This is a genomic window from Bacillus sp. 22190, assembly GCF_052045575.1.
Lineage (GTDB): Bacteria > Bacillota > Bacilli > Bacillales > Bacillaceae > Bacillus > Bacillus altitudinis.
In genome coordinates this window covers 1-25,268 of sequence record NZ_JBQEPF010000009.1, presented here as the reverse complement: position 1 = coordinate 25,268, position 25,268 = coordinate 1, and the positions used below count along the sequence as shown (strand labels likewise).

22 protein-coding genes are annotated in these 25,268 nt (G+C 43.2%); 13 read left to right on the top strand and 9 right to left on the bottom strand.

Annotated elements, in window-relative coordinates; genetic code table 11:
• Window positions 1-7: 7 nt before the first annotated feature.
• Entirely contained in the window at window positions 8-1,492 is a 1,485-nt protein-coding gene (locus ACTJKA_RS13185) for an amidase (protein WP_336750167.1), read from the bottom strand.
• Window positions 1,493-1,680: 188 nt separating this feature from the next.
• On the opposite strand from ACTJKA_RS13185, the gene ACTJKA_RS13180 reads away from it, so the two are divergent.
• Window positions 1,681-3,294 (top strand): S8 family peptidase, encoded by a 1,614-nt coding sequence (locus ACTJKA_RS13180; RefSeq protein WP_234900650.1) that lies wholly within the window; start codon window positions 1,681-1,683, stop codon window positions 3,292-3,294.
• Window positions 3,295-3,331: 37 nt separating this feature from the next.
• Here ACTJKA_RS13180 and ACTJKA_RS13175 read toward each other — a convergent pair whose 3' ends face one another.
• Window positions 3,332-3,868: a DUF402 domain-containing protein gene (locus ACTJKA_RS13175; protein WP_171464940.1), complete on the bottom strand. Its 537-nt coding sequence runs from the start codon at window positions 3,866-3,868 to the stop codon at window positions 3,332-3,334.
• 114 nt (window positions 3,869-3,982) lie between these two features.
• On the opposite strand from ACTJKA_RS13175, the gene ACTJKA_RS13170 reads away from it, so the two are divergent.
• Window positions 3,983-4,189, top strand: coding sequence for a hypothetical protein (locus ACTJKA_RS13170; RefSeq protein ID WP_171464939.1), 207 nt, complete (start codon window positions 3,983-3,985; stop codon window positions 4,187-4,189).
• A 57-nt stretch (window positions 4,190-4,246) separates the two neighbouring features.
• On the opposite strand, the gene ACTJKA_RS13165 is transcribed toward ACTJKA_RS13170, so the two are convergent.
• Window positions 4,247-4,783: a GNAT family N-acetyltransferase gene (locus ACTJKA_RS13165; RefSeq protein WP_440607792.1), complete on the bottom strand. Its 537-nt coding sequence runs from the start codon at window positions 4,781-4,783 to the stop codon at window positions 4,247-4,249.
• A 211-nt stretch (window positions 4,784-4,994) separates the two neighbouring features.
• Between ACTJKA_RS13165 and ACTJKA_RS13160 the strand changes: the two genes are divergently transcribed.
• Window positions 4,995-6,212 carry a multidrug effflux MFS transporter gene (locus ACTJKA_RS13160; protein WP_024719029.1) on the top strand — a complete coding sequence of 406 codons (1,218 nt, stop codon included), beginning with the start codon at window positions 4,995-4,997 and terminating at the stop codon, window positions 6,210-6,212.
• Between the two features lie 208 nt (window positions 6,213-6,420).
• On the opposite strand, the gene ACTJKA_RS13155 is transcribed toward ACTJKA_RS13160, so the two are convergent.
• The 4 genes from ACTJKA_RS13155 to ACTJKA_RS13140 all read right to left on the bottom strand — a co-directional run bounded on the left by ACTJKA_RS13155 (window position 6,421) and on the right by ACTJKA_RS13140 (window position 9,011).
• Window positions 6,421-6,591 (bottom strand): hypothetical protein, encoded by a 171-nt coding sequence (locus ACTJKA_RS13155; protein ID WP_170861584.1) that lies wholly within the window; start codon window positions 6,589-6,591, stop codon window positions 6,421-6,423.
• Entirely contained in the window at window positions 6,588-7,175 is a 588-nt protein-coding gene (locus ACTJKA_RS13150; RefSeq protein ID WP_035703046.1) for a DUF1700 domain-containing protein, read from the bottom strand. Before ACTJKA_RS13150 ends, ACTJKA_RS13155 begins: the two co-directional genes overlap by 4 nt.
• Window positions 7,168-7,485 (bottom strand): PadR family transcriptional regulator, encoded by a 318-nt coding sequence (locus ACTJKA_RS13145; RefSeq protein WP_017366535.1) that lies wholly within the window; start codon window positions 7,483-7,485, stop codon window positions 7,168-7,170. Before ACTJKA_RS13145 ends, ACTJKA_RS13150 begins: the two co-directional genes overlap by 8 nt.
• A 695-nt stretch (window positions 7,486-8,180) precedes the next feature.
• A complete protein-coding gene (locus ACTJKA_RS13140) occupies window positions 8,181-9,011 on the bottom strand; it encodes a YitT family protein (protein ID WP_206752527.1) in 831 nt (276 codons plus the stop codon).
• A gap of 337 nt (window positions 9,012-9,348) precedes the next feature.
• Here ACTJKA_RS13140 and mmuM point away from each other — a divergent pair, with 337 nt between their 5' ends.
• From mmuM to ACTJKA_RS13125, 3 genes are all read left to right on the top strand, one after another.
• Window positions 9,349-10,287: a homocysteine S-methyltransferase gene (gene mmuM / locus ACTJKA_RS13135; RefSeq protein WP_171464937.1), complete on the top strand. Its 939-nt coding sequence runs from the start codon at window positions 9,349-9,351 to the stop codon at window positions 10,285-10,287.
• A 46-nt stretch (window positions 10,288-10,333) separates the two neighbouring features.
• Window positions 10,334-11,737, top strand: a complete 1,404-nt coding sequence (gene mmuP, locus ACTJKA_RS13130; protein WP_008342173.1) for an S-methylmethionine permease — start codon at window positions 10,334-10,336, stop codon at window positions 11,735-11,737.
• Window positions 11,738-11,849: 112 nt separating this feature from the next.
• A complete protein-coding gene (locus ACTJKA_RS13125) occupies window positions 11,850-12,470 on the top strand; it encodes a hypothetical protein (RefSeq protein ID WP_017360397.1) in 621 nt (206 codons plus the stop codon).
• A 345-nt stretch (window positions 12,471-12,815) separates the two neighbouring features.
• Here the strand turns inward: ACTJKA_RS13125 and ACTJKA_RS13120 are convergent, their stop codons facing one another.
• Together ACTJKA_RS13120 and ACTJKA_RS13115 are read right to left on the bottom strand one after the other, a co-directional pair.
• Complete coding sequence (locus ACTJKA_RS13120; protein ID WP_007498435.1) at window positions 12,816-13,298, bottom strand: hypothetical protein; 483 nt, start codon at window positions 13,296-13,298, stop codon at window positions 12,816-12,818.
• 108 nt (window positions 13,299-13,406) lie between these two features.
• A complete protein-coding gene (locus tag ACTJKA_RS13115; RefSeq protein ID WP_322536194.1) occupies window positions 13,407-16,073 on the bottom strand; it encodes a S8 family peptidase in 2,667 nt (888 codons plus the stop codon).
• Between the two features lie 242 nt (window positions 16,074-16,315).
• On the opposite strand from ACTJKA_RS13115, the gene ACTJKA_RS13110 reads away from it, so the two are divergent.
• The 7 genes from ACTJKA_RS13110 (at window position 16,316) to ACTJKA_RS13080 (ending at window position 25,234) form a co-directional block, all read left to right on the top strand.
• On the top strand, window positions 16,316-16,774 hold the full coding sequence (locus ACTJKA_RS13110) for a PTS sugar transporter subunit IIA (RefSeq protein WP_024719036.1): 459 nt from the start codon (window positions 16,316-16,318) through the stop codon (window positions 16,772-16,774).
• The gene (locus ACTJKA_RS13105; protein ID WP_007498438.1) at window positions 16,771-17,100 is read left to right on the top strand and encodes a PTS fructose transporter subunit IIB; all 330 of its coding nucleotides are present in this window, start codon (window positions 16,771-16,773) and stop codon (window positions 17,098-17,100) included. Before ACTJKA_RS13110 ends, ACTJKA_RS13105 begins: the two co-directional genes overlap by 4 nt.
• A 36-nt stretch (window positions 17,101-17,136) precedes the next feature.
• The gene (locus ACTJKA_RS13100; RefSeq protein WP_017358746.1) at window positions 17,137-18,255 is read left to right on the top strand and encodes a PTS fructose transporter subunit IIC; all 1,119 of its coding nucleotides are present in this window, start codon (window positions 17,137-17,139) and stop codon (window positions 18,253-18,255) included.
• A 28-nt stretch (window positions 18,256-18,283) separates the two neighbouring features.
• Window positions 18,284-20,947 (top strand): mannosylglycerate hydrolase, encoded by a 2,664-nt coding sequence (mngB, locus tag ACTJKA_RS13095; RefSeq protein ID WP_322536193.1) that lies wholly within the window; start codon window positions 18,284-18,286, stop codon window positions 20,945-20,947.
• 57 nt (window positions 20,948-21,004) lie between these two features.
• Window positions 21,005-21,889, top strand: coding sequence for an ROK family protein (locus ACTJKA_RS13090; RefSeq protein ID WP_440607791.1), 885 nt, complete (start codon window positions 21,005-21,007; stop codon window positions 21,887-21,889).
• Entirely contained in the window at window positions 21,886-23,805 is a 1,920-nt protein-coding gene (locus ACTJKA_RS13085) for a BglG family transcription antiterminator (RefSeq protein WP_050826881.1), read from the top strand. The genes ACTJKA_RS13090 and ACTJKA_RS13085 overlap by 4 nt, the downstream gene beginning before the upstream one ends.
• Before the next feature lie 77 nt (window positions 23,806-23,882).
• Window positions 23,883-25,234 (top strand): IS3 family transposase gene (locus ACTJKA_RS13080; protein ID WP_440607764.1). Its coding sequence is split into 2 segments (ribosomal slippage): window positions 23,883-24,327 and window positions 24,327-25,234, totalling 1,353 coding nucleotides; the frame shifts between segments, so codons are not numbered across the junction.
• The last annotated feature ends 34 nt before the right edge of the window (window positions 25,235-25,268 follow it).

Sequence of the window (25,268 nt, the reverse complement as noted above, 5' to 3'; positions counted from 1 at the left end):
CATTGTATTATTGATTCAGTAATGGATGCGTTCCTTTCCATAATGAGGATGATTCTATTTCTGACGCCAGTCTGAGCAGCCAGTCCTCTTTTCCTTTCGGTGCTGTCACCTGTACGCCTAAAGGCATGTCTGCTTCTGTGAGATGAACTGGCACACTCATAGATGGCTGGCCGGTTAGGTTAGCCAGCTGTGTAAATGGTGTATAGGTCAAACTCTTGAGGAACATTTCATAAATCAAATCCTGCTGTGCTTGCATTGAAAGGGATGACACACGTAACAATGCAGCAATTTCTTGATCGTTATGCATCAGCTCGCCAACCTTTGGAGCCGAATAGGCAGTAGCTGGGGTCACATATAGATCGTAGGTTTGATGAAATGCGGCCATTTTTGCAGCGGCCATATCCCATGCATCAAGACTTTCTGTATAAGCAGCAGCTGTCACATTTTTTCCTGCTTCCGCCAGTACCCATGCCACAATATCTGTCTCCTCAGGCTTCACCGGACGCCCGAATGAACGAGCCAGAGAGGTAAATAAGGCAGACATTTCACCGCTGTTCATGACATAATATTGCTGCATCAGATGGACACCATCAATGTCCGGCTTCGCTTCCTCTATTTGATGCCCTTGTTCACTCAGCCATTTCACAGTGTTCAAGACTGCCTGCTTTGCTTCCTCACTCACCTTCGTGCCTACTGGAGAGTCTACACTGTAAGCAATTCGCATAGAAGAGGTTCGTTTCACCAAATCCTCTTGATAGCTGCCGTCATATAATGGCGTTTGGAACGCAGCCTCTGGCTGAATGACTTGAAGCAAATCAAGCAGGGCTGCACTGTCTCGAACTGTTTTTGTGAGCGTAAAGTCAATGGAAGCTCCTTGCCACTGCCTTCCTGCACCCGGGCCGACCGGTGTTCTCCCCCTTGTTGGCTTGAGTCCAAATAAACCAGTAAAGGATGCCGGAATCCGAATAGACCCTCCGCCATCACTCGCTCCACCCGCCGGTACGATGCCGCTTGCCACAGCTGCTGCCGTCCCGCCGCTTGAACCGCCCGGAGAATAGTCAGCATTCCAAGGGTTTCTCGTCGGACCATATAAAAAGGGTTCTGTCACATTTCGCAATCCGAATTCAGGTGTGTTTGTATGACCGATCATGAGGAGTCCAGCCTGCTTCAATCGACGGACAAAGTGGGAATCTGTTTGCGCCTTTACATCCTTTAACAGCAAAGCACCCGCCGTCAAAGGTTCATGTTCCAGCCCCTGCGATATATTTTTCAACACAAACGGAACACCAGCAAACGGCTGATCCGCATCTAGTGACTTCATGTCTTTGAACACTTGATCTCGCCTTGTCTGAATCACCGCATTTAGTACTGGATTCACTTCTTCCAATCTAGTAAATGCAGCTTGTACAAGCTCTTCGGGCGTGACCTGCTTTTTCTGCACAAGTGACGCCAGTCCCGTTGCATCATACGTCATATACTCTTTTACATTCATCGGCATGTCCTTCTTTCTCATATTATGATCTCTCTATTGTCTACTAGAATTCTATGAAATTCAATTTCGGGATACGTGTGAAAAAAACTTTCTTTCTAGACTATGATTCTTCTAACCATCTATCTTATTTCTCCGATATAATAAAGAAAAAAAGACGGAGGTCACCTCATATGCAAGGAGCCATTGCCTTGAAAAAGAAAATCGTCGTGGTCATCGCGTTTCTTCTTGCTTTGACAACTGCTTTGCCCTTCCATTCGCAGGCAGCTGCACCACCAAAAGAAACAGATGTCATCATCGTCTATAAAAATCAAAAAGGAAAACAGACGGCTATTCAAGAAAGTGAAAAAGTGAACGCTCAATACATACATCTTCCAGCTGTAGCAGTGACAGCAGATGAGCAAGCTGTCACCTCACTTAAAAAAGACCCAAACATCGCTTATGTTTCAAAAAACGTTAGGGTCAAACTCGCTGCTACTACCGTAAAAAAAACGGCTGCTGCTACTGGCCAGGATGCTTTGGTACAAAAATCTTATAACCTGCATAAGCTCAATGTAAAGCAAGCAATCAAAGAAGGCGTGACAGGGAAAAATGTGAAAGTAGCCGTTCTCGATACTGGTATTTTCCCACATGAAGATTTAAAGGTAGCCGGCGGTAAATCATTCGTCAATTACACGTCTTCTTACAAAGATGATGAAGGACATGGAACACATGTCGCCGGTACAATTGGGGCGCTCAATAATGATTACGGTACGGTCGGTGTCGCTTCTGGTGTGAAGCTGTATGCTGTAAAAGTATTAGATAAAAAAGGAGAAGGCGACTTATACAGTCTGCTCCGAGGCATTGATTGGGCGATTAGCAATAAGATGGACATCATCAACCTAAGTCTAGCTTTTGAAGATAACATTCCGATTTTACGTTCAGCAGTTGATGAAGCATACAAAAAAGGACTGCTGGTCGTTGCTGCAAGTGGAAATGATGGAAAGAAGAATGGGATTAGTTATCCTGCCGCATACAATAGCGTCATTGCTGTTTCCGCAACGACAGACAAAGACAAACTCGCCTCCATCTCTAATACGGGGAAAGGAATTGAATTTTCCGCTCCCGGCGAGAACGTCATCAGTACCTATTTGAAAAATGAATATTGGTATGCCACGGGTACATCACAAGCGGCACCGCATGTCACAGGGATGCTGGCGCTCTTAAAACAGCTACATCCTAAGAAAACAAATGTTCAGCTCCGCACTTTATTGCGCAGCTATACAGTGGATCTTGGTGCAAAAGGAAAAGATCCACAATTCGGCTATGGCCGCGTGCAATATGTGCCGCAGTCAACCTTTTTAAAGGCTGCGACAAGCGCAGTCAAGACAGCCGAAACATCTAAAAAACAAACAGATGTTGATCAAGCCAAAACGAAAATTGGCAGACTGACTGCCAGCAAGCAAAAAACCGCACTCACTGACCGAGTCAAAAAAGTCCAAACAGCCATTGATATTCGTGACGCACGAGCGAAGGTCAAATCAGCTGAAAAAAATAAAACCCAAGGCTCGATTAAAAGTGCCCAAACGGCCATTAAAAAGCTATCCAAAGGCAAAGAAAAAACAAGCCTGCAAAACCGGCTCGACAAAGTCAAAAAACAAGTCGCCTATCAAAAGAAAGTGACAGATGCCAAACAAAAAGTCAAAAAAGCCGAAGCCAAACGAACAAAGAAAACAAAAGCAACCGCTCAAAGTGCGGTCAAACAACTAAAAGCATCTAAAACAAAAACTGATTTACAAAAACGACTAAACCGGATCAAGGTTTGATAAAAAAACGATTCCTTGCTGAAAGGAATCGTTTTTTCTATTTCAACATCTTCTGAAACAAGGTGTGAGGATATTTCCCTTTCGCATCCATCCTCACTTGATCGAGGATGTGCGCTAACGAATGGATGACATCACGGAGTGCCCGATGAACCGAGCCCTGCTCAAAGGAAGCTAAACTCTCCGGCAGTTCATCTTCATCCAAAACAAAGAAATCACCACTCGGAAGAACGAGTAGATCAATCAATAAATCTTCAAAAACAACCGCCCGTTCTTCAAACCATGTATGTCTGACGATATTCACATAAGAGCCAAGTTCATTACCTTGATCATCTCGCCAAAAATAGACATTGTAAGGCCGGTCCGTCCAATAATAGGCGGTCGTATAACTCCCTTTTGGAATCGTGACAGTGCCATCACCAGCAACCATTGTAAATGGTTCTTGAATTTTATGAAACAACACGACTTGCTGCTCCTGTGCGTCTAACAGCTGACACGTATGTTCCACAACCTGATCATCGTATTTGATTTTTCTCTCAATGACGTCATCCCAAGAATTTGCATATAGCGGAAACAATCGGTCACAACCCCTTCTGCATCTACTTCTTATTCTAGTATACACTGCTTTCTTTTGAAGAAATAAAGGTTCACTGCTGCTGCCTATGGAAGACATATGGTGAGGTGAAAACAAATGAACGGAATCACAATCATCGAAACCGTAGCAGAACTCGGACAAATCATCTTGGTTTTTTGTGGTTATGCCCTTTACTGGCGGCTTGTGAAAACGAAAAGAGATCGAAAGCTAACCCCTTATGAACATGTGTTGAAATTCTTTGTCATGTTCGGGTTAATCTCATGGTGCTTATCATATATGGCACTGAACGTATGGGCGTCATGAGAAAAAGGAAGAGTCCCGTCCATGCAGGACATGCTCTTCCTCTTCTTATGCAGCGTGTTATGAGCCAGCCGGCTGTTCTTTTTTGATCACATACTGATAGCTCTTCACATGCGTCCCATTTTGATTCACAAATTCTTTATCAAGTGCCCGTTCAAAGCCCATTCTTTCATATAAACGAATGGCGGTCTGCATTTTATCCGACGTATGAAGATATAGGACGTTCTCGCCCCACGATTGCGTCAGTTCTATACTTTTACGCAACAATGACTCTGCAATACCTTTTCCTCTCACATCAGGATCTACCCCTAAAAACCGGACAATCGCTGAAGTAATGCCCATCTCCGGCTTGTCATATGCCTGTTCTGATGATCGGAACATTTGAAGGGTCCCCACGATCTTGCCCTCAAGCTCGGCCACAAGCATCAACTCCATGTTTGGGTTATCTACAGCCGCTCGCAGCGCTGCAGAATAATTTTGCCAGCCTTCCTCTGTAAATTGAGGCTCATACTGTGCGTATGATTTGATCAGCACATGTGTGATCGCCTCATGATCTTCACTCACCGCTTGACGAATGATCAACTCTTGCTGCTCCATGCCAGCACCTCCTGTTTGTCTATGAATGGATATACGTATCATGCAATCACTGCATGCCGATGATCTGATTCTTTTCTCTACTCATTCAATGTAAAGAGTCTTCTTTTAAAGATCAATTATTTTGCACGAAATTTTCTTTGAAAATTTTGATTGAAATGGAAAGCTTGATTCATTATGCTGATTTGAGGACATATACGAGGAGTGTCATCATATGAATTCTTTATCTTATCCCCAAGAATCGAAAAAAAATCGATTCCTCCTTGCCGCGCTTCTTGGCTCTTTAACAGCCCTTGCACCGCTGGCAATGGATATGTATTTACCTGCTTTACCTAATATCGCCCGTGACTTTGAAGCAAGCACGGCGCTGTCTCAGTTAAGTCTCATGGCTTGTTTGATTGGACTTGCGCTTGGACAGCTCATTGCAGGTCCAATCAGTGATACAGTTGGCAGAAGAAAGCCGCTGATGGTTGGATTGATCATTTTTATTGCGGCCTCTCTTTTATGTACAGTGGTCACATCAATTTGGACATTCATTCTTTTAAGGCTGATTCAAGGACTTGCTGGTTCAGCAGGCATTGTCATTGCACGAGCCATCGTGCGAGATCATTATGAAGGCTCAGAAATGACGAAATTCTTTGCTTTGCTCATGTTAGTCAACGGAGTGGCTCCAGCAGCGGCACCGATCGTGGGCGGACAAATGTTACGGTTCACGACGTGGCAGGGGGTGTTTGTTCTGCTAGGAATCCTCGGGGCGCTCATGCTCCTAAGATCGATGTTTTCATTGAAAGAAAGCTTACCTGTGGAACGTAGACAGACTGGAGGCTTCAAACAGATCCTAGGTGCGATGAAAATTCTAGCGAGCGATCGACTCTTTGTCGGATATGCTCTCTCACAAGGACTTGTCTTCGCCGCCATGTTTGCGTATATCTCTGGATCACCGTTTGTATTGCAGGAGATTTTCAACCTTTCTCCGCAGGGCTTCAGCGCTGCCTTTGCGGTGAATAGTCTTGGCATCATCACAGCCGGACAAGTATTTGCCCGCGTTGCTGCGAAAATTGGTGAGGAGAAAGTTCTTCGCATTGGGCTGCTGACAGCTGCTTTAGGAGGCGTCACCTTGTGTGTAATGATCTCTATTGATGCAGGACTTTATGGCATCCTCATTCCGCTCTTTTTTGTGGTCTCAAGCGTTGGGATTGTCGGCACGTCTGCACCGTCTCTTGCGATGCAGCATCACGGCGCACATGCTGGAAGTGCCGCTGCCCTCATCGGTGTGGCACAAATGCTTCTTGGCGCATGCATGACACCCCTTGTCGGCTTAGCTGGAAGCCAGACTGCCTTTCCCATGGGGCTGATTATTATGCTCTGTGACCTTGGCGCACTTTGCTGTTATTTTTTCTTTGTTGCCAGAGCGAAAAAAAGACCCGCATAAGCGGGTCGCAGATTGTTGACAAAGGGCTAAAATGAACTTGATTTTAGCCCTTTGTCTTCTTTTCAGCGTGATAGAAAACCTTTGAATTCTAGGAAAGACGAGTACCGGCGCGGAGCGAATTTGACATTCGTGAGCACCGAAGCGCAGGACTGACACCGAATGCGAGGGTTTGTCTACACGCTGAGACCCGCATAAGCGGGTCTTTCATTTATGGCTTGCTCCAATTGATCGTGCGGAACACATTGTTCTGGTCATTGTTTTGATATGCATCTAGGTCAAAGCCTGAAAGTCCAAAACCAATTGCCATGATCATGCCTCCAACAACGGTGAAGATGATCCCCCATTTGATGCATTGCTTTTTTAAATCATTCACGTTCATACTCTCACGACCTTCTTTTTAAACATTCCCATGAATGCCTTAGTGGTTTGAACAGTCCCTTGCACAAATAGCTTTGTCAAATACGCCGTGGCTATGCCGCTTAATAATCCGACACCTAATAGAAGAATACCAACTCCGATCTGCGTCACCACCACATGCAAACCGTCTTGAAAGATAAACGGAGAACCAATGATGCTCCAAAAACCGCCGAGCAGACCAACTAGCGTCATTGTACCTGTCACGAGTGGAATGCACCAAATCACCATATACACAGAAAGAAACAGCAGGAAGACTGTTGCTAGAATGCTGCCCCATAACGGAAAGCCTAAAATGAGGATGGAGAGTCTTGTGGCTTTTTCTCCAAACGTCGGCACCTGAATGGTTTTGATTCCTTGTTCCTTCAGAATCCCTTCAGCAATAATGGCAGGCTGACCGACTTGATGAACTGCCTCCTGTTCACTGTAGCCATCTTCCTGATAATCCTCGATTATTTCATCGTAATACTCGATGAACCGATCACTTTCTTTTTCGCCTAGACGATGCAGATGCTTCTCCAAGCTGGCTAAAAATTCTTTTTTATTCATTGCTCTGTCCTCCAGAAATAAAGTCGTAAATCGCCATCACTTGATCCCATTCCGCTAAAAACTGTGCCATATGCTCACGGCCACTTGTTGTCATCCGGTAGTATTTTCTTAATCGACTGTTATGTTCCTGTGAATAGGTCTCCACATAATTGTTTTGCTCTAACCGCTTTAATATCGGATATAATGTCGATTCTGAAATCTCAATACAATGGGACATATCTTTAATCATTTGATAACCATAGGAATCGCCTTTCTTTAATACCGCCAGTACACAGAATTCAAGTAAACCTTTTTTTAATTGTGCATTCATGATTACAACTCCTAACCATTTATACTATACAATACATAGTATAATGTGACAAGAGGTATATTTAGCAACTTTTCACACTCAACGTCCCTATAAATATTCATACAGGAAGTTTCTCTTTCTTCAAGGCTTCACCTGATCAAGATAAATCTAGCGTGTGTCTATTGTAAACAACAAACATAAACAAGAACGAATATCAATAAATTAGGAAACAACTCATTTAATCTCTTTATTTTAAAGGGATAAGCTGAATTTTATGGAATTAAGAAGTTCATTCACAATGGCTTATCCTTATGATCATCATACTAAGTTTTACGAACACTCAACTCGAATTAAAGTGATGAGAACAGCTGAAAGTGGCTAGTTCTTTTCAACCCAACCAATACCGAATAATGGTAGACCTTAAAAAACGAGGAGCTGATAACCTTGAAAAAAATGTGGAGTAATTATCTCACTTTAGTCATTACACTAACTTTGTGTTATATCGTGTATTTGTTCATCTTCAAACAACCTTTTACCATTACACCCATCATCCTGTTTGTGCTGGGAGCCGCCATTGCTGAGTGTATACGTTTTTTCTTTCTGAAAAGTAACGAGAAAAAAGATGATACCTTGAAAAAATAGTCCCTTAAACATAAGATCACTCAACATATGAAAAGACACCGCCACTTTATAGTGGAGGTGTCTTTTTTTACTTTTTATATATTCACAAATCCTTCTCCAAACACATCCCGCACGTCATGGACAACAACGAATGCGTCTCGATCAATTTTCTTAATGATTTTCTTTAAACGCATCAGCTCCTGTTTTTGAATGACCGCATAGAGAATTTCCTTCGATTCCTTCGAATAGTGACCTCGACCGTTTAAAATGGTCACGCCTCGATCCAAGGTGTGATTGATTTCTTCTGCAATATCATCTTTGCATGTAGAAATAATCGTGACCGCTTTTTTCGTGTTAAGCCCTTCTATGACGAAGTCCATCACCTTAGTCGCCACATACAGCATCACAATCGTAAACATTAATTTTTCCGCACCAATAATAAAGTAAGAAGCAAAAACAACGATCAGATCAAAGAACAAGATGGCGTAGCTCACGTTCCAGTCTAGATACTTATTCGCAATTCGACCAAGAATGGCAGATCCCGCTGTTGTACCGCCCGCTCTTAAAACAAGACCAATACCAATCCCAATGATGATCCCAGCGAAAATAGAACCAATGATCAATTCATGGACATTCACCACCCATGTAGTGGTCAAATGTAAAAATAGAGAGTTACTTGCGACAGCTACCACTGTGTAGATCGTGGTCTTCTTGTCCAAGTATTTATACCCCACAAGTAATAAAATCGCATTCAACACAAGGTTTGTCAGCCACGGCGCAATCTCAAACATATAGTAGAAAATGATGGACAGCCCCGTTACGCCGCCTTCACCAAACTCAAGTGGAATGACAAACATGTTCACAGCTGCAGCAAATAAAAAAGAACCAACTAGAATCATTGCAATATCTTTTACACATTTTTTCAATTTCTTCTTTCCTCCTTTTTTTAAGCATATAAAAAACCCTCTTTCTGCACGAAAGAAGACAGTCGTTGGACAAAATAAAAATCAAAAGACGGCGCCTTTTGATGAAGCTTTCTGAAATGAACCTTTCCATAATATATATCTCTTTTTAAAGGCTGTCAATGACTTGGTTTTCTATTATTTCAACTGTATGTTTATGCACTCAAACCCGCATGTTTTCAGGGTTTTTCCGTCATATGATGCTTATTCCTCTCCTTGACAAAAACACTTTAGTCATTTAAACTACTGCCTCATATCATATCCATTATTTCCGATCGACAAAGGAGGCTGTTTGATTTATATGAATCCTATTCAAAGCCGTTTACAGGCTCACGCACCTTTGATTTTAGATGGTGCACTTGCAACGGAGCTTGAACGAAAGGGCTGTGATTTAAACGACAGTTTATGGTCAGCCAAAATCCTCATTGAACAGCCAGAATTGATTCAGCAAGTACACTTGGACTACTTCCAAGCAGGTGCTGACTGTGCAACAACAGCCAGCTACCAAACGACAATTGATGGCTTTGCTGAAAAAGGCTATACAAAAGAAGAAGCCATCGAATTAATGAAACGATCTGTCACGTTAGCAAAAGAAGCGTGCGAGCAGTTTTGGCAGGATGAGACACAACGTAAAGAGCGGACAAAACCATTTGTCGCTGGATCTGTGGGGCCCTTCGGCGCTTATTTGTCTGATGGTTCAGAATATAAGGGAAATTACGGACTCACAGAACAGGCGCTCATTGATTTTCACAGACCAAGAATTCAAGCATTGGTAGAGGCTGGTGCAGATATTCTCGCTTGTGAAACCATCCCTTGTCTCATTGAAGCAATCGCCATCGCTAAACTGCTGGAGGATGAGTTCAGCGGTGTATATGCGTGGATTACATTTAGTGCAAAGGATGGTCGGCACATTAGTGAAGGAGATTTACTTAGAGACTGTGTACAAGCACTCGAGCCATATGAGCAGATCGCTGCTGTTGGCGTAAACTGTACACCACCGCAATATATGTCTTCTCTTATTCAGGAGATGAAAAAAGGGACGAGCAAACCGATTGTCGTGTATCCGAACTCAGGGGAATTATATGATCCTGAAGAAAAGGTTTGGAGCGGAGATACGTCTCACCATACATTTGGTGAATGTGCGCAGCAATGGTATAAAGACGGCGCACAAATCATCGGCGGCTGCTGCCGGACGACACCAGAGGATATTACCGATATCTTAAAACAGGCAACATCGTAGCATCATGACTCAACACACATACTTCTAAGCAAAAGGGCGGGAAGACATGGAACAAGCAAAAGATCAGTCACAACAATATCAACGAAAAATGACCAGCCGTCACCTGTTCATGCTTTCTTTAGGTGGCGTGATTGGCACAGGACTCTTTTTAAGTTCAGGATATACGATCAATCAGGCCGGACCTGCGGGAACGATTTTAGCTTATCTGGTTGGGGCATTAATTGTGTACCTCGTGATGCTCTGTTTAGGTGAACTGTCTGTCGCAATGCCGGTTACAGGCGCTTTTCACACATATGCAACAAAATACATTGGGCCCGGCACTGGCTATACAGTGGCTTGGCTTTATTGGCTGACATGGACCGTGGCACTTGGTTCAGAATTTACAGCGGCAGGTCTTTTAATGCAGCGCTGGTTCCCAGACACATCGGTTTGGATGTGGAGCGGTGTTTTTGCACTTCTCATCTTTTTACTCAATGCTTTTACAGTTAAATTTTTTGCAGAATCGGAATTTTGGTTTTCTAGCATTAAAGTCATGGCTATTATTCTCTTTATTATCCTTGGCGGAGCCGCGATGTTTGGATTGATTCCACTAAAAGGCGGTGAGGCCGCTCCGTTCTTCTCTAACTTCACTGGAGATGGGGGTCTCTTCCCAAACGGCTTTTTACCGATTTTAATGACCATGTTGGCTGTTAATTTTGCTTTTTCGGGTACTGAGCTGATTGGGATTGCTGCGGGCGAAAGTGTCAATCCAGATGAGACCATTCCCCGGGCGATTCGCACGACTGTGCTACGTCTTGTCCTGTTTTTTGTCGGAACGATCGTGGTCTTAGCCGGCTTAATTCCAGTAGAAGAAGCCGGAGTGATCAAAAGTCCTTTCGTTGTGGTATTTGACCGCATCGGTATTCCTTATGCGGCAGATTTCATGAATTTTGTCATTCTGACAGCGATTTTATCTGCTGCAAACTCAGGGCTATACGCCTCATCTCGTATGCTATGGTCCCTTTCTGAAGAACGAACATTACCTAAAAAGCTGGCAAAATTGACGTCAAAGGGAATTCCTTTGAATGCACTCATTTTGAGTATGATTGGAGGCATTCTCTCTTTGCTATCGAGTGTCATCGCACCTGAAACGGTGTATCTGGTTCTTGTCTCAATCTCTGGACTCGCCGTTGTTGTTGTATGGATGGGAATTGCAGCTTCACAGTTCATGTTTCGCAAAAAATTCTTACAGGATGGCGGACAGCTTCATGATTTATCTTTCCGAACCCCGCTCTATCCGGTGGTTCCGATTGCTGCCTTCCTCCTATGCCTTGCATCTGTGATCGGCATTGCTTTTGATCCAAATCAGCGCATCGCTCTCATCTGCGGTATCCCTTTTATCGCACTCTGCTATGCTGCCTATTACGTGACAACATGGATTCAGAAAAAACGAGAAAACCCTGGTGTATAGCACCAGGGTTTTTGTTTGTCCCAAAAAAGGATATCACTAGCAAAACAAATACATTTTGGTATATGATAGGAATCTATGATTTTCAGGACGAATCAAGGGAGCTGTTTTTAATATGGAAATGACCATTACAAGAGCATTAAGTGAACTGAAAATGTTAGATAAAAGAATCAACCGAACAATTGATGAAGCTGTACTCGGTGGCTTGGTCATCGGGAAACATATACAGAACGGATTTCAAAATCAAGAAGAAGTAGAAAAAAAGGCAAAAGCAGATGACCAATCGATTCAAGCATTAATCAAACGCCGAAATGCCATTAAATCAGCCATCGTTGTGTCGAATGCTACGACAACGATTGAGGTGGCGGGTGTTAGCATGACCGTAGCAGAAGCTATTGAACGCAAGACATCCATAGATTACGATATTCGTTATTTACGAAAATTAAAAAAGGTCTATACAGAGCTGGTTGACCGGTCAGAACAAATCAATGAGGATGTGAAAAAGAGACTGGATCAACATTTAGAAACACTATTTGGGAAAGACGGAAAAACACAAGCCGCTGCCAACCAAGAGATCGTCAAGTCATTCCTAGCTGAAAATGAGGCGGCGATCATTGACCCTCTTCGTCTTCGAGTGAAGATTGAACAGCTTTCGAAAGAGATTGAAGATTTCCAAATGGAAGTGGATTTCTCCTTGTCAGAAAGCAATACCTTGACAAAAATACAGATCGACTAGTCGATTTTGTTAGTGAGCCGAAAATCGATAGGACTAAACACCTCCGAGGGAAAGGTCATTCCCTCCTCATCTGATGATCATCTTAGGATGATCCATGATAAAAGCTCAAAGCTGAACGTTCAAAGCTGAAAGCTCAAGTATTCAAAGTTCTTATCCATCAAAGCTCAAGATGTAAAGCTCAACGCTCGATCGAATCTGGGAGAAACGGCTCATGAGTGTTTGTTTATCGACTCTTTCGGTTGCCGCCCAGCAGGTTTGCTAACAAAAAGAAAAGGATGTCACTAACTGACATCCTTTTTTCTATGAAAACGACAGGGCTTGCGCCAAGTCGCCTCTTCTAGCAGATTAGTAACGTGATGTATATGCCAAATGGTACACACTTGTCACATTTGAAGATAGCGTGATGTCGTTTGAAGTGAAAGTCACTGGAACGATATCGTAGTAATGTGTAGACCAGCCTGCATTATTGTATGTACGGTAGCCTGCACCTGCAGGAACTTGAATCGTTAGTGAAAATTGTCCATTCTCGTCTGTTGTACCTGTCGCTGTTTGAGCATATGATTTGATTGCTGCTTCAAAATAAAGCTGAATTGGCTGATTCGCCATGAGTTGACCACTTGTGTCCTTTAATGTTCCTTTAAAAGTAGCTGGATAATATGAACCTACACGATATTTACTGCCAGAACCGTAATTGACCATACCACCGTCTGCTGCTGTGACGCCTGTTACTTGTACGGATGCTGGTACTGCTCCTGTTTCCTCTGCATGTGCAAAGCTTGGGAAGACGAGAAGCAATGATAGAAAGAAAGCAAACATGATTTTTTTCATCGATAAATCCTCCTTTTTTTTCCTACTATATTACTATCGACAGTTATTGTCATTTTTCCAGTAAAAAACAAAAAACTCCCCTTTTTATTCAAAAGGGAAGCTACAAGACTATTTTTTCACAACAACTTTCACTGCTTTACTTTCTCTTTTTCTCACATCTGAAGCCGTCACATACAAGACGGTTTTGGCTTTTTGCGGCTTGATTTTAGCCGTAAATGCGCCTTTGCTATTGGTTTTGACCGTTTGAATGACTTTCTTTGATTTGTTCTTCACCTTGATCGTCAAGCCTGCACCCGCAGTTCCTTTGACCGTTTTACTTTTCACTGTTACTCGATTCACCTTTGGCTTAGCTGGCGCTTTGCCCTTTTTCACGACCGTTTTGAGCGAAGTCGCAGCCTTTCCTTTTGATATCTTGATGTGAAGCACTTTATTTTTGTTTTGATGCTTGATCTTCACACTAAAGGTTCCCTTTTTGCTTGCCGTGCCTTTTCCAAGCAGGGTTTTGCCTCTATATACAGAAATGGCAGCGCCGGCTTTCGCCTTTCCTGTCACCTTTTGATGCTGATCTTCTACTTTGTTAACTGATGCGTTTAATTCAACAGCACTTAACGCGGCAAAAGCATTGAGTCTGCCATGTCCTGTCATCCAATCGATACCCGGAATTTTCGGATCGACAACAGGCTCGTCATTTTCATCATAGAAAACGTCATCTGTTCCATCAACAGCTTTAAATGAAATATCATCCGCTGTATTTTGTAAAATATTTCTCACTTGATTTGGTTTCAGGGTTGGATTTTTAGAAAGCAGTAATCCTGCTGCTGCTGCAACATACGGTGTAGCCATCGATGTCCCGCTCAGGTATGAAACATTCCCATCAGGCATTAAGCTTGGGATATCAGACCCTGGTGCAGACATGCTTAATCCTTTCCCATAGCTTGAGAATTCAGCGGCAATATCCATGCGATTACTTGCACCAACTGCCATGGCGTATTTGGAAGTCGCAGGATAACCCATTTCTGGAATGCCATCGTTTCCGCTCGCCACTACCACTAATACATTTTTTTGTGCAGCATAGTTCATCGCATATTCAATGACCTTGCTGTAGTAGCCGCCAAGGCTCATGTTGATGACCTTTGCACCTTTGTCCACTGCATGTTTAATGCCAAGAGCAATATGCTCTGTATCTCCATTTCCATACGCATCCAGTACTTTGACTGGGATGATACCTGTATGTTGGTTCAGCCCTGCCATGGAGTAATGATTGTCGGCTTTTGCTGCAATGATACCTGCCACATGGGTACCGTGGCCATTGTCATCAATTGCATCTTTATTACGGCCGATCAGATTGGCACCTAAGTCTGTGCGAACCGTTCCGCTTAAATCGGACAAACGGCTGTCGACACCTGTATCCACAACAGCGATTAACGTTTGCTTCATTTTGCTTGTGCCAATCAATGTATTCATTTGTTCAAACTTCACATCAGCGCCTTTTTTCCCACTGTTCTGCGCACTGTTTTTCAGCGGCCACTGATAACCATACTGCGCGTCATTGCTGAGGGCACGATACGTTTGTACAGGCTCTGCAAATTCAACATTTGGCATACTAGAAAGCTTTCTCGCCGTGCTTTTGATCACAGCTTTGCCTGCTTTAAGCGTTTTGCCAGCTGATTCTTTCCCTGCCGGTACATCATAAACATACATTCCTTTAAATAAAGGATTTACTGATTGAGATGTCACACGATTTTCTTGAATTCCGTAGTTTTTCATCTTCTTTTTTGCGGATTGAAGTGTTTGTCCATCCTTTAATTTAAAGATGATTTTGTTTGTGTTGACCTTTTCTTCTGGAACAAGCTTTTGTTTCTCGAGGACATAACCGATCGATTTTCCTTCAAGCTGATCGATTCCTACTTTTTGCCCCACTGTTTCTAATTCCTTTTTTAAATAGGCTGGACTCGCCTCTTTGAGCATATCAAAAAGGGAACGGATTGCCTGTTGCTCTTTCTCTGTGACGATATGACCGCTGAATGCACCATTTTTCTCTACGTCATTTAGCAATGATTTCAATGTAAACAAATGATTATACACCGTTTGCTGCTTTTTTTGATTGTTGATGAGTTTAGATTTGAGAAACGGCTTTGTTTTTTGTAGCAGACGTGTAAGCTTCTGACCATCGGCTGTTTCATTGAATCGTTTGTCTTCGATCGTACGAATGGATTGAAGAATTTCACGTCCATGCTTTTTCTCAATAATGATGATCGTTGGTTCTTCTTCTTCAGGAAAAATCGGTTCAGATGGCGGAAGATCCGCACCTTTATACCCGATTGTATATGCTGCATCCTCTTCCTCATCACGACTGTCTTCCTCTGAACCTAAATACAGCACTTTGACATAGTAAGGACCTGACCATGCATGCGGGAAGTTGATTTCTGTCTCTCCACTTGCTGTGTCCACACGATATCTCGAATAAGTGTCATCCTTTATCGCTCTATCCTTACTTGGGTAGACCGATACAGATAACACTTGTTTGCTTTTGACAGAAATTTGCATATGTGTATGTTTTGCCACATCATCCGCAGATGGCGTGATTTGGTACCATGACTCTTCTTTTTCATTCTGTAATGTACCTGAGATGACTTCACCATCTTTCAACCCAATGGCTTCATTGACACTTGTGCCTTTACTAACTGCTGATGCTTCGTACCCAGGTAATGCAGCCATACATAGAATGATGGCCATGAGTACAACCACACAGGATTTGACCTGCTTTTTAAACATGAAAAGACCCCCTTATCTTTTACAATATTTTGGAAGAATATCACAGAATCCTTTTTAGTAGAATCTATTTTTGACATAATTAAACTCGTTTTAAGCTAGGATTTGAGATATTCAGATGGCTAGTCTGATCGCTTCATAAACTTTTTGCCATTTCAAACGGAAAATGATGCTATTTAACCATGTCGAAAAGTACATTACAATCAAATTGTAAGCGCTTAACAAACAAGAGAGAAGGGATCAGCTTGTTCCAAAAAGATCATGTTTTTACACAAGTAAACGGTCGATCAAAGAATGAGATTTTACAATACATTTCCGAGAAAGCTGAAGACCTTCACATTACAAACGATCAGTCAGGGTTATTAACAGATTTGTTGAAACGCGAAGACGAAGTCTCAACAGGACTTCAGCAAGGTTTTGCGATTCCTCATACAAAAAGCTCTGCTGTTCAAACGGCTTCACTTCTCTTTTTAGAACTTGAACAACCCATTGAATGGGGAAGCTTCGACGATTTGCCAACAAGTTATTTATTTACACTGCTCGTTCCACTTGAAGAGGCCAATGTCACACACCTCAAATTACTGTCTGGCATTGCCACAAGTTTAATGGAGCCTGCTTTCATCGAAAAGATTCAACCCGGTCAAACAGCAGACTATTATTACGAAGTCATTGAACAACAATTGAAAGAGGGGATTACACAATGAAAATTGTCGGTGTCACTTCATGCCCAGCAGGGTTAGCTCATACACCAATGGCAGCAAAAGCATTAGAGAATGCGGGTAAACAGCTTGGACACGAGATTAAAATCGAACAGCAAGGAATTATGGGACAGGTGAATGGCATTACAGCAGAGGAAGCCAAGCAGGCAGACCTTTGCATTATCGCCTCCAATCAGCACATTAACGACGCTGAACGCTTCTCAGGTATTCCTACTGTTCGTGTCGAAATCGGACGCGCCCTAAAAAATGCCGAGCAAATCATTACAAAAGCCGTTGCGCTGGTTGAAAAGAAAAAATCTGAATCCCAATAAACAAGAGCAATGCCATATAGAAAGGAGCAAAGCAGAATGAAAGCAAAATTAAAAGTCATTGAAGGCCACCTCATGACCGGTATTTCTTATATTCTTCCGGTGATCATCGGAGCTTCACTTATCGTTGGTTTAGCCAAACTAGTCGGGTTAGGTTTTGGTGTGTCAGATTTAAACGCCTATAAAGATGCAGGCGGCATTTTACATGGTGCCTATTTGATGGAACAGGTTGGCTGGACAGGCATTGGCTTAATGAACGTACTGCTCGCTGGCTTTATTGCCTATTCGATTGCGGATAAATCAGGTCTTGCGGCCGGCTTTATCGGCGGAGCTCTTGCCAGCTCAACAAATGCTGGTTTTATCGGCGCCGTCATTGCAGGTTTCTTTGCCGGATATGTCGCTCTCTTTGTGAAAAGAAAAATTCAAATTCAAGGCTCCGCAGCTGGACTCGTCCCTCTGCTCATCTTACCGCTCATTACTGTTGGCTTAACCGGACTTCTCATGTCCGTTCTGCTAGGCGGTCCATTAGGGGCTTTGAACACCGCATTAATTGAATGGATCAAAGGCATGGTCGCAGATGGAACAAGTACACTCGCACTTGCTCTCATTCTAGGCGCCATGATTGGCTTTGATCTTGGCGGCCCAGTGAATAAATCAGCTTGGATGGCTGGTAACGCGCTTTTCCTATCAGGTGTCTATCTTCCTGCCATTCTCGTCAATATCGCGATTGTCATTCCGCCGCTAGGATATGGGCTTGCGACATTAATTCGAAAACGCAACTTCTCTCCTACCTTCAGAGAAGCCGGACGAGGCGGCCTTGTGATGGGGATTATCGGGATTACAGAAGGAGCCATTCCCTTTACACTCGTCAATCCTTTGAAATTGATTCCGCTGAATGTCGTCGCTTGTGCTGCTGGAAGCGGAGTCGCTGCCTTATTAGGTGTCCATGACATTATGCCGCCAATTGGCGGACTATACGGATTCTTCTCAGTAGGAAACTGGTGGGCATATTTAATCGGCGCGCTAACTGGCGCACTTGTTATTGGAATTGGCGCCAACTTGCTTGTGAACTTCTCTGAGAAAAAAGAACCCCAAAAGCCAGAACATGATCAGAAGCAGAAAGAAGAAGATGATTTTGACCTTGTGCTAGAAGGATAATTTGAACAAAGAAAGGTGTCGTTACACAATGACTGTCAATGTACATGTGATTCCACATACTCACTGGGACCGGGAATGGTATTTTACCACCTCCCGCTCCCGTATCTACTTAATGAAAAGCGTAATGGACATATTGGACACCCTCGAAACAGATGAACGGTTCCATTACTTCATGCTCGATGCACAAGCATCCTTGCTAGATGATTACTTAAAATGGCGCCCAGAGGATGAAAATCGAATCAAACAGCTCGTCACAGCAAAACGCCTCATCATCGGTCCGTGGTATACACAAACGGATCAGCTCGTTATTTCTGGGGAATCGATTGTACGAAACCTGCAATATGGGATTGAGCGCTGTCAGCAGTTTGGACATGTCATGAAGGTCGGTTATGTCCCTGATTCCTTCGGTCAATCTGCACAAATGCCTCAAATTTATCAAGGCTTTGGTATTGTCGACACAGCCTTTTGGCGCGGCGTTTCTGATCATATGACGAATCACACAGAATTTAATTGGCGCGGGGCTGATGGCAGTGAAGTGTTTGCAGTGAATCTGCCATTTGGCTACTACTACGGAGGAAATATTCCTGAAAAGGATGAAGACCTGCAAGCCTTTCTTTCTGAAAAAATCGGGGCGCTGCAAGCAAAAGCCACGACAAAGAATGTCTATTTCCCAAATGGCTTTGACCAGGCGCCTATTCGTAAAAACCTGCCTGACTTATTAGAAAAAGCCAATGAAATAGACGAGCACCACTATCAAATCAGCAGTTTAGAAGACTACATTGCAGCAGTGAAAAAAGAGCGGACTTCTTTTGAGACATTAGAAGGAGAGCTCATTCATGCCAAGCATATGCGAATTCATAAGTCCATTTTTTCAACAAGAGCAGATTTGAAAATCTTAAACAATCAAATTGAAAACTATCTTGTCAATGTGATGGAGCCGATCCTTACAATCAGCTATTCTCTCGGACACGATTATCCGCATGACACCGTACGTGATATTTGGTACCTCATGTTTGAAAATGCAGCGCATGATAGCGTTGGTGGCTGTAACAGTGATACGACGAATCAAGATGTCTTCTTCCGCTATAAACAGGCAAAGGAAATCGCCGAGAATCTTGTGGACTTACACATGCGTCTCATCGCCATCCGGCTGCAAACTGAGCAAGAAATCACGTTCACTTTATTTAACACACTGCCTTCAAAGCGCTCTGAAGTCATTGAAGTCGAAACCTTTATCACAGAACGTCCATTTACACTAAAAGACGCTGATGGACGAACTCTTCACTACACAGTCAAAAGCAAAACCGATGTGACAGATTATGTCTTAGCACAGCAGATTTCACTTAACCCAAGCAAAGAGGTGTACATGCCAAAGCAAGTATGGAAAGCTGTTTTACTCATTGAAGCAGTCGACTTGCCATCCGTTGGTTATACACAAGTCAGCATGGTGTTCGATGAATTTAGTGAATCCATTTTGGAAAAAACAGAAGGTCGTGTCATTGAAAATACGTTTTACCGCATTGCAGCAAATGACAATGGGTCATTAGAAATTACGGATAAACAGACCGGACGAACTTTCTCTGAGCAAATGATCTTTGAAGACAACGGAGATGATGGGGATTCTTATAACTATTCACCACCGCGTGAGGATCATTATGTATCGTCTAAAGATATCTCATCAGCTGACATCACCGTATCTAAAAGCAGTTTACAGGAAGAGCTCACCATCAAGCTTCAATTGACTGTCCCATATGATTTAGAGGAACGTTCGGAGCAAAAGGTGACGACTTCCCTTCCGATCACAGCGAAGGTGGCTTTAAATAAAGATGAAGCGGTCATCCGTTTTCATGTAAATGTTGACAACCATGCGCTAGACCACCGTCTACGGGTACTCTTTGATACAGGTATTGCATCAAACGTATCACTCAGCGATCAACAGTTTGGCACCATCGAACGTCCAACGGAGCTGACGCAAGAGCTAGAATGGTGGAACAATGAACATTGGGAAGAAAAACCGATTACCATTGAACCCATGCAATCATTTGTTGCACTTCGCGATGAAGCATATGGTGTCTCTCTTTTGACGGACTGCGTCAGAGAATACCAAATCACAGGCGCGGGCTACACAACCATTGCTTACACACTCTTCCGCTGTTTCGGAAAAATGGGGAAAGAAAACCTTCTTTATCGTCCTGGCCGGGCTTCTGGAGAAAAAATCGTAGAAACACCTGACGCCCAGCTTCAAGGATCGCTATCATTCTCCTTTGGCATGCACTATAGCCAAGAAGCGGTGAATGAAGGACACTTGGCTCAGCTTGCTAAACGTTACACCACCCCGGTTCAGTGCTACGAGCGGGCAGACTTTTTAAACGGTCGTTTAATTTTCTCTTTCCGAGATGAAAAAGAAGACTTACAATCTACTTATAGCCTGCTTGACATTGAGACAGACGGGGTCGTTCTAAGCGCTTTGAAAAAAGAAGAGCATGGAACAGGCATTGTCATTCGTCTCTTCAATCCATATTTAACACGTCAAACAGCCGCTTCAATCAATAGTTCATCTCTACAACATGGAGAAACAGCGAATTTAGGCGAAACACCTGAAGGACATATACTGAAAGCACAACATGGATCATTACACATTGAACCGCTCACACCTTGTCAGGTACAAACCTACATTGTAAAGAAAAAATGAACATGTAGGGGCGGGATCCATTTGGATTCCGCCTCTCTTTAATGGAGGGCATTGATCATGCGAATTGGAGGCATCGAAGCAGGCGGTACAAAATTTGTCTGCGGCTACGGAACAACAGACGGAACGATTGAACATATGACTTCCTTTGCAACAGGGAACCCAGAAGAAACATGCCGGCAAGTGATCGAATACTTTACAGAGCATCCAGTTGATGCGATTGGCATAGGCGCATTCGGACCTGTCGATGTAAAAGAACACAGCCCCAGCTATGGAACGATTCTCGAAACACCCAAAACAGCTTGGCGCCAATTTCCATTACTCTCAACCTTAAAACAAGCACTCGGTCTCCCTATGAAGCTTGATACGGATGTGAACTGTGCGGCGCTCGGTGAAGCTCGTTTTTCAACAGAAACAGACAGACCAAATTCCTTGATCTATATCACGGTTGGGACGGGAATCGGCGGCGGTGCCTATATTGAAAACCGCCTCATTCACGGACTGCTTCATCCAGAAATGGGACATATCACCGTTCAGCGCCACCCTCATGACACCTATGGGGGCTGCTGTCCGATCCACCATGATTGTTTAGAGGGACTAGCATCGGGACCTGCCATAGAAGGCCGCTATCATACATTGGCACAAATGCTGCCAGAGGAACACCCTGCCTGGTCACTTCAAGCTTATTATCTCGGGCAAATGACCGCAATTTTATTACTCACCCTGTCACCAGAACGCATTATTTTTGGTGGAGGTGTCATGAAACAGCCGGCCTTGCTGCCGCTCATCCTTGAAGAAACAGACGAGCGCCTTCATGGTTACTTACAATTACCAAAGCCATTAAATGAAATCGTCACAAAGCCTTCCTTTGACGGATTATCTGGTTTAATGGGAGCCATCGCCCTTGGAGCTGATGCCTTAAAAGAACAAGGAGCAGCGCAATGATGATGACGGCAGATACTCGAACCTACCAGCTCATTCAGCGGCTATTTGAAACGAAAGGGTTCGTGAAGCTGGAGGAGCTCACTGCCTCTTTTCGCTTATCTGACCGCTCCATCCGCAATTTAATCAAAGAAGCAAACGAACTGTTAACACAAGCTGGAGCCATGATCAAGACCATCCGCGGGAAAGGGTATACGCTCTTAACAAGTGACCAAGACGCTTTCCTGCTTTGGCTTCATCAGCAAAAGCTTCCTGCCCGCTCTCTCGTACCCGTCATGGCAGAAGAGCGCATACGATTTATGATGAGAAAACTATTGCTTCAATCAGACTACTTAAAAATTGATCAATTAGCAGAAGAATTGTTCATCAGCCGTATGACGGTCAGCAGTGATTTAAAAAAAGGACGGGAGCTGTTAGCCCGTTACGGTATGACCCTTGTCTCAAAGCCCGGATTTGGCTTAAAAGTAGACGGAGACGAATTGCAAAAAAGGACGTGCTACGCAGACTTACTGCTTGAAGAAGAACCCGCCCTATCTCATATAACTGAGCGGGAACAGCTTCATTTCCCTGACATTTCACTTGAAACCATTCGATCCATTGTGCTGACAAATCTATATCAAGAATCACTGCTCATTAAAGATATTGCCCTAAAGAATTTAGTGATTCACTTAGCGATTGCCATTCAGCAAACGCAAAAAAAACAGCGGATACCCGCCAGTACCACTCACACACAAAGACCGCCAGTGTTAACAAGAATCGCTCAAAAGATCACTCATCAAATAAGTGACACGTTTCACGTCACCTTATCAGAGGATGAAACAGATTACTTGGTGATGCATCTCTTAGCGAATCAAACGTGGAAAGAAATCGATGAGCACCAAACGACAGAAGAAGTGCGTCAGGCGGTGACACGATTTCTCCAGCACATTGAAAAAACAAGCGGTCATCGTTTTGTAGATGACGATATCCTGCGTCAAGATTTGATGCTGCATATGAAGCCATTATTAAATCGAATTCAATACGGCGTGTCTTTACAAAATCCGCTTTTGCATGAGATCAAAACTTCTTATCCTTATCCGTTTGATTTGGCTGTCAGCGGACTCAATGCCTTACAGCTGGTGCGGACGCCAAATGAAGATGAAGCTGCATATGTTGCCTTACATATTGCTGCTTCATTTGAAAGAAGTCATCTTGACACCTCACAAAAAAAGAGGGCCATTATTGTATGCGGGTCTGGACTAGGAACGGCACGGCTGCTTGAAATTAAATTGAAGGCGGCCTTTCAACATGAGCTTGAGATTGTTGAGCTTTATTCTTATCAGGATTACGCTTTTAGCACCACTTTGCCATGTGATGTGATTATTACAACCGTACCTCTCGCACCAAAAGGGAAACCAATCATTCAAGTGAATGCTTTTTTTGAACATCATGATGTCCAGCGTGTGAGTGAGGTCATTCACCTGTTAAACGGACACAGTTTCCCTTCGCAGGAGCTGATGGCTTTTTTCCAAGAACGATTGACCTTGTTGGATGTGAACCTTTCCAGCAAAGAAGAGGTATTAGATACGCTTTGCAGCCGGCTGGAGGCGCATCAGCTTGTTTCATCTTCTTTTCGTTCCTCCGTGCTGGAGCGGGAGCAAATGTCATCGACCTATCTTGGCAAGGGAATTGCAATGCCTCACCCGCTCATCACAAATGAAGGCACCTCCTGCGTGGCAATTGCACGATTGAAACAGCCGATTGATTGGCAGGGAGATCAAGTATCTCTGATTTTCTTATTAGCCATTCAGAAAGATGACGCTGCCTGCATGAATCAATTTTTTGAACAAGCTGTCGATTTGTTAGACAGTCCTGACCGCCTTCAATCCTTGACACATGCAAAGACATTTGATGAGCTGATGCATGTCCTGTTTCAATAGCACTAAAGGCCGCCCAAGTGAAATTGAAGTGCACCCCAAATATTAGACACAGTCTAACATTTGGAGGTGCTTTTCTTTTGGCTAAATTTACAATTGAAGATAAAATCAAAGCTGTAAAACGATACCTCGTTGACCGCGAACCCCTGCTTGGAATTGCAAAACAGATTGGCGTGCACAAAAGCATACTTCAATATTGGGTCAGAAAGTATCAATATCATGGCGAAAAAGCTTTTTCAAAGTCATATACAAATTATCCAGTCCAATATAAACTAGACGTACTTGATTATATGAATGAACATGGGACGTCTATCTTGGAAACAGCTGCACTCTTTAACCTGCCTTCTGATACCACGCTTTGGAACTGGAAGCGCATCTTGAAAACACAAGGAGTAGACGCCCTTCAATCTAAGAAAAAGGGGCGTCCGTCTATGAAAAAGAAAACTGGAAAACAAGACATAACGAAAGGATCAATGGAAGCGTTACAGGCAGAAGTAGAACATTTGCGCATGGAAAATGAGTATTTAAAAAAGTTGAATGCCTTAGTTCAAAACAAGGAACAATCACCAAACAAGACAAAGCGCAAGTAGTCTATGATTTAAGGCATCAATATCCGGTGAAATCACTTCTTAAGCTCGCATGTATTCCACGCAGTACCTACTATTACTTGATCAAGCATTTAGACCGTCCTGATCAGGATGTCGAACTGAAAAAGATGATTCAAACCATTTATCAGGAACATCAAGGACGTTATGGATATCGCCGGATTCGTGATGAACTAATCAACCGGGGACAAAAGGTGAATCACAAAAAAGTCCAGCGCATCATGAAAGCTCTAGGGCTAAAATGCATGGTCCGAGTGAAGAAATATCGTTCATACAGAGGCACAGTGAACAAAATAGCGCCTAATATTTTGGCTCGGCATTTTCAAGCTGATAGACCAAATGAGAAATGGGTCACAGATATAACGGAGTTCAAGTTATTTGGTCAGAAGCTCTATCTTTCGCCCATATTAGATCTATTTAATGGTGAGATCATTACCTATACAGTCGGTTCAAGACCTGTTTATTCACTCGTCTCAACGATGCTTCATCAGGCGTTCAACCGTTTAAATGAAGAGGAGAAACCAATGATACATTCTGATCAAGGATGGCATTACCAAATGAAGCAATATAGACACGCCTTAAAAAAGCGTGGGATTACACAGATTATGTCCCGAAAAGGTAACTGTTACGATAACGCAGTTATCGAGAACTTTTTTGGTATCTTAAAGTCTGAATTTCTATACCTAAAAAAATTTGAGAACATCGAACACTTCAAGCAAGAACTTGAACAATATATTGACTACTACAATCACACACGTATAAAGACAAAACTAAAAGGCATGAGTCCGATACAATATAGAACTCATGCCTCGAAAGCTGTCTCATAAAAAAACCGCGTCTAAATTTAGGGGGTCACTTCAA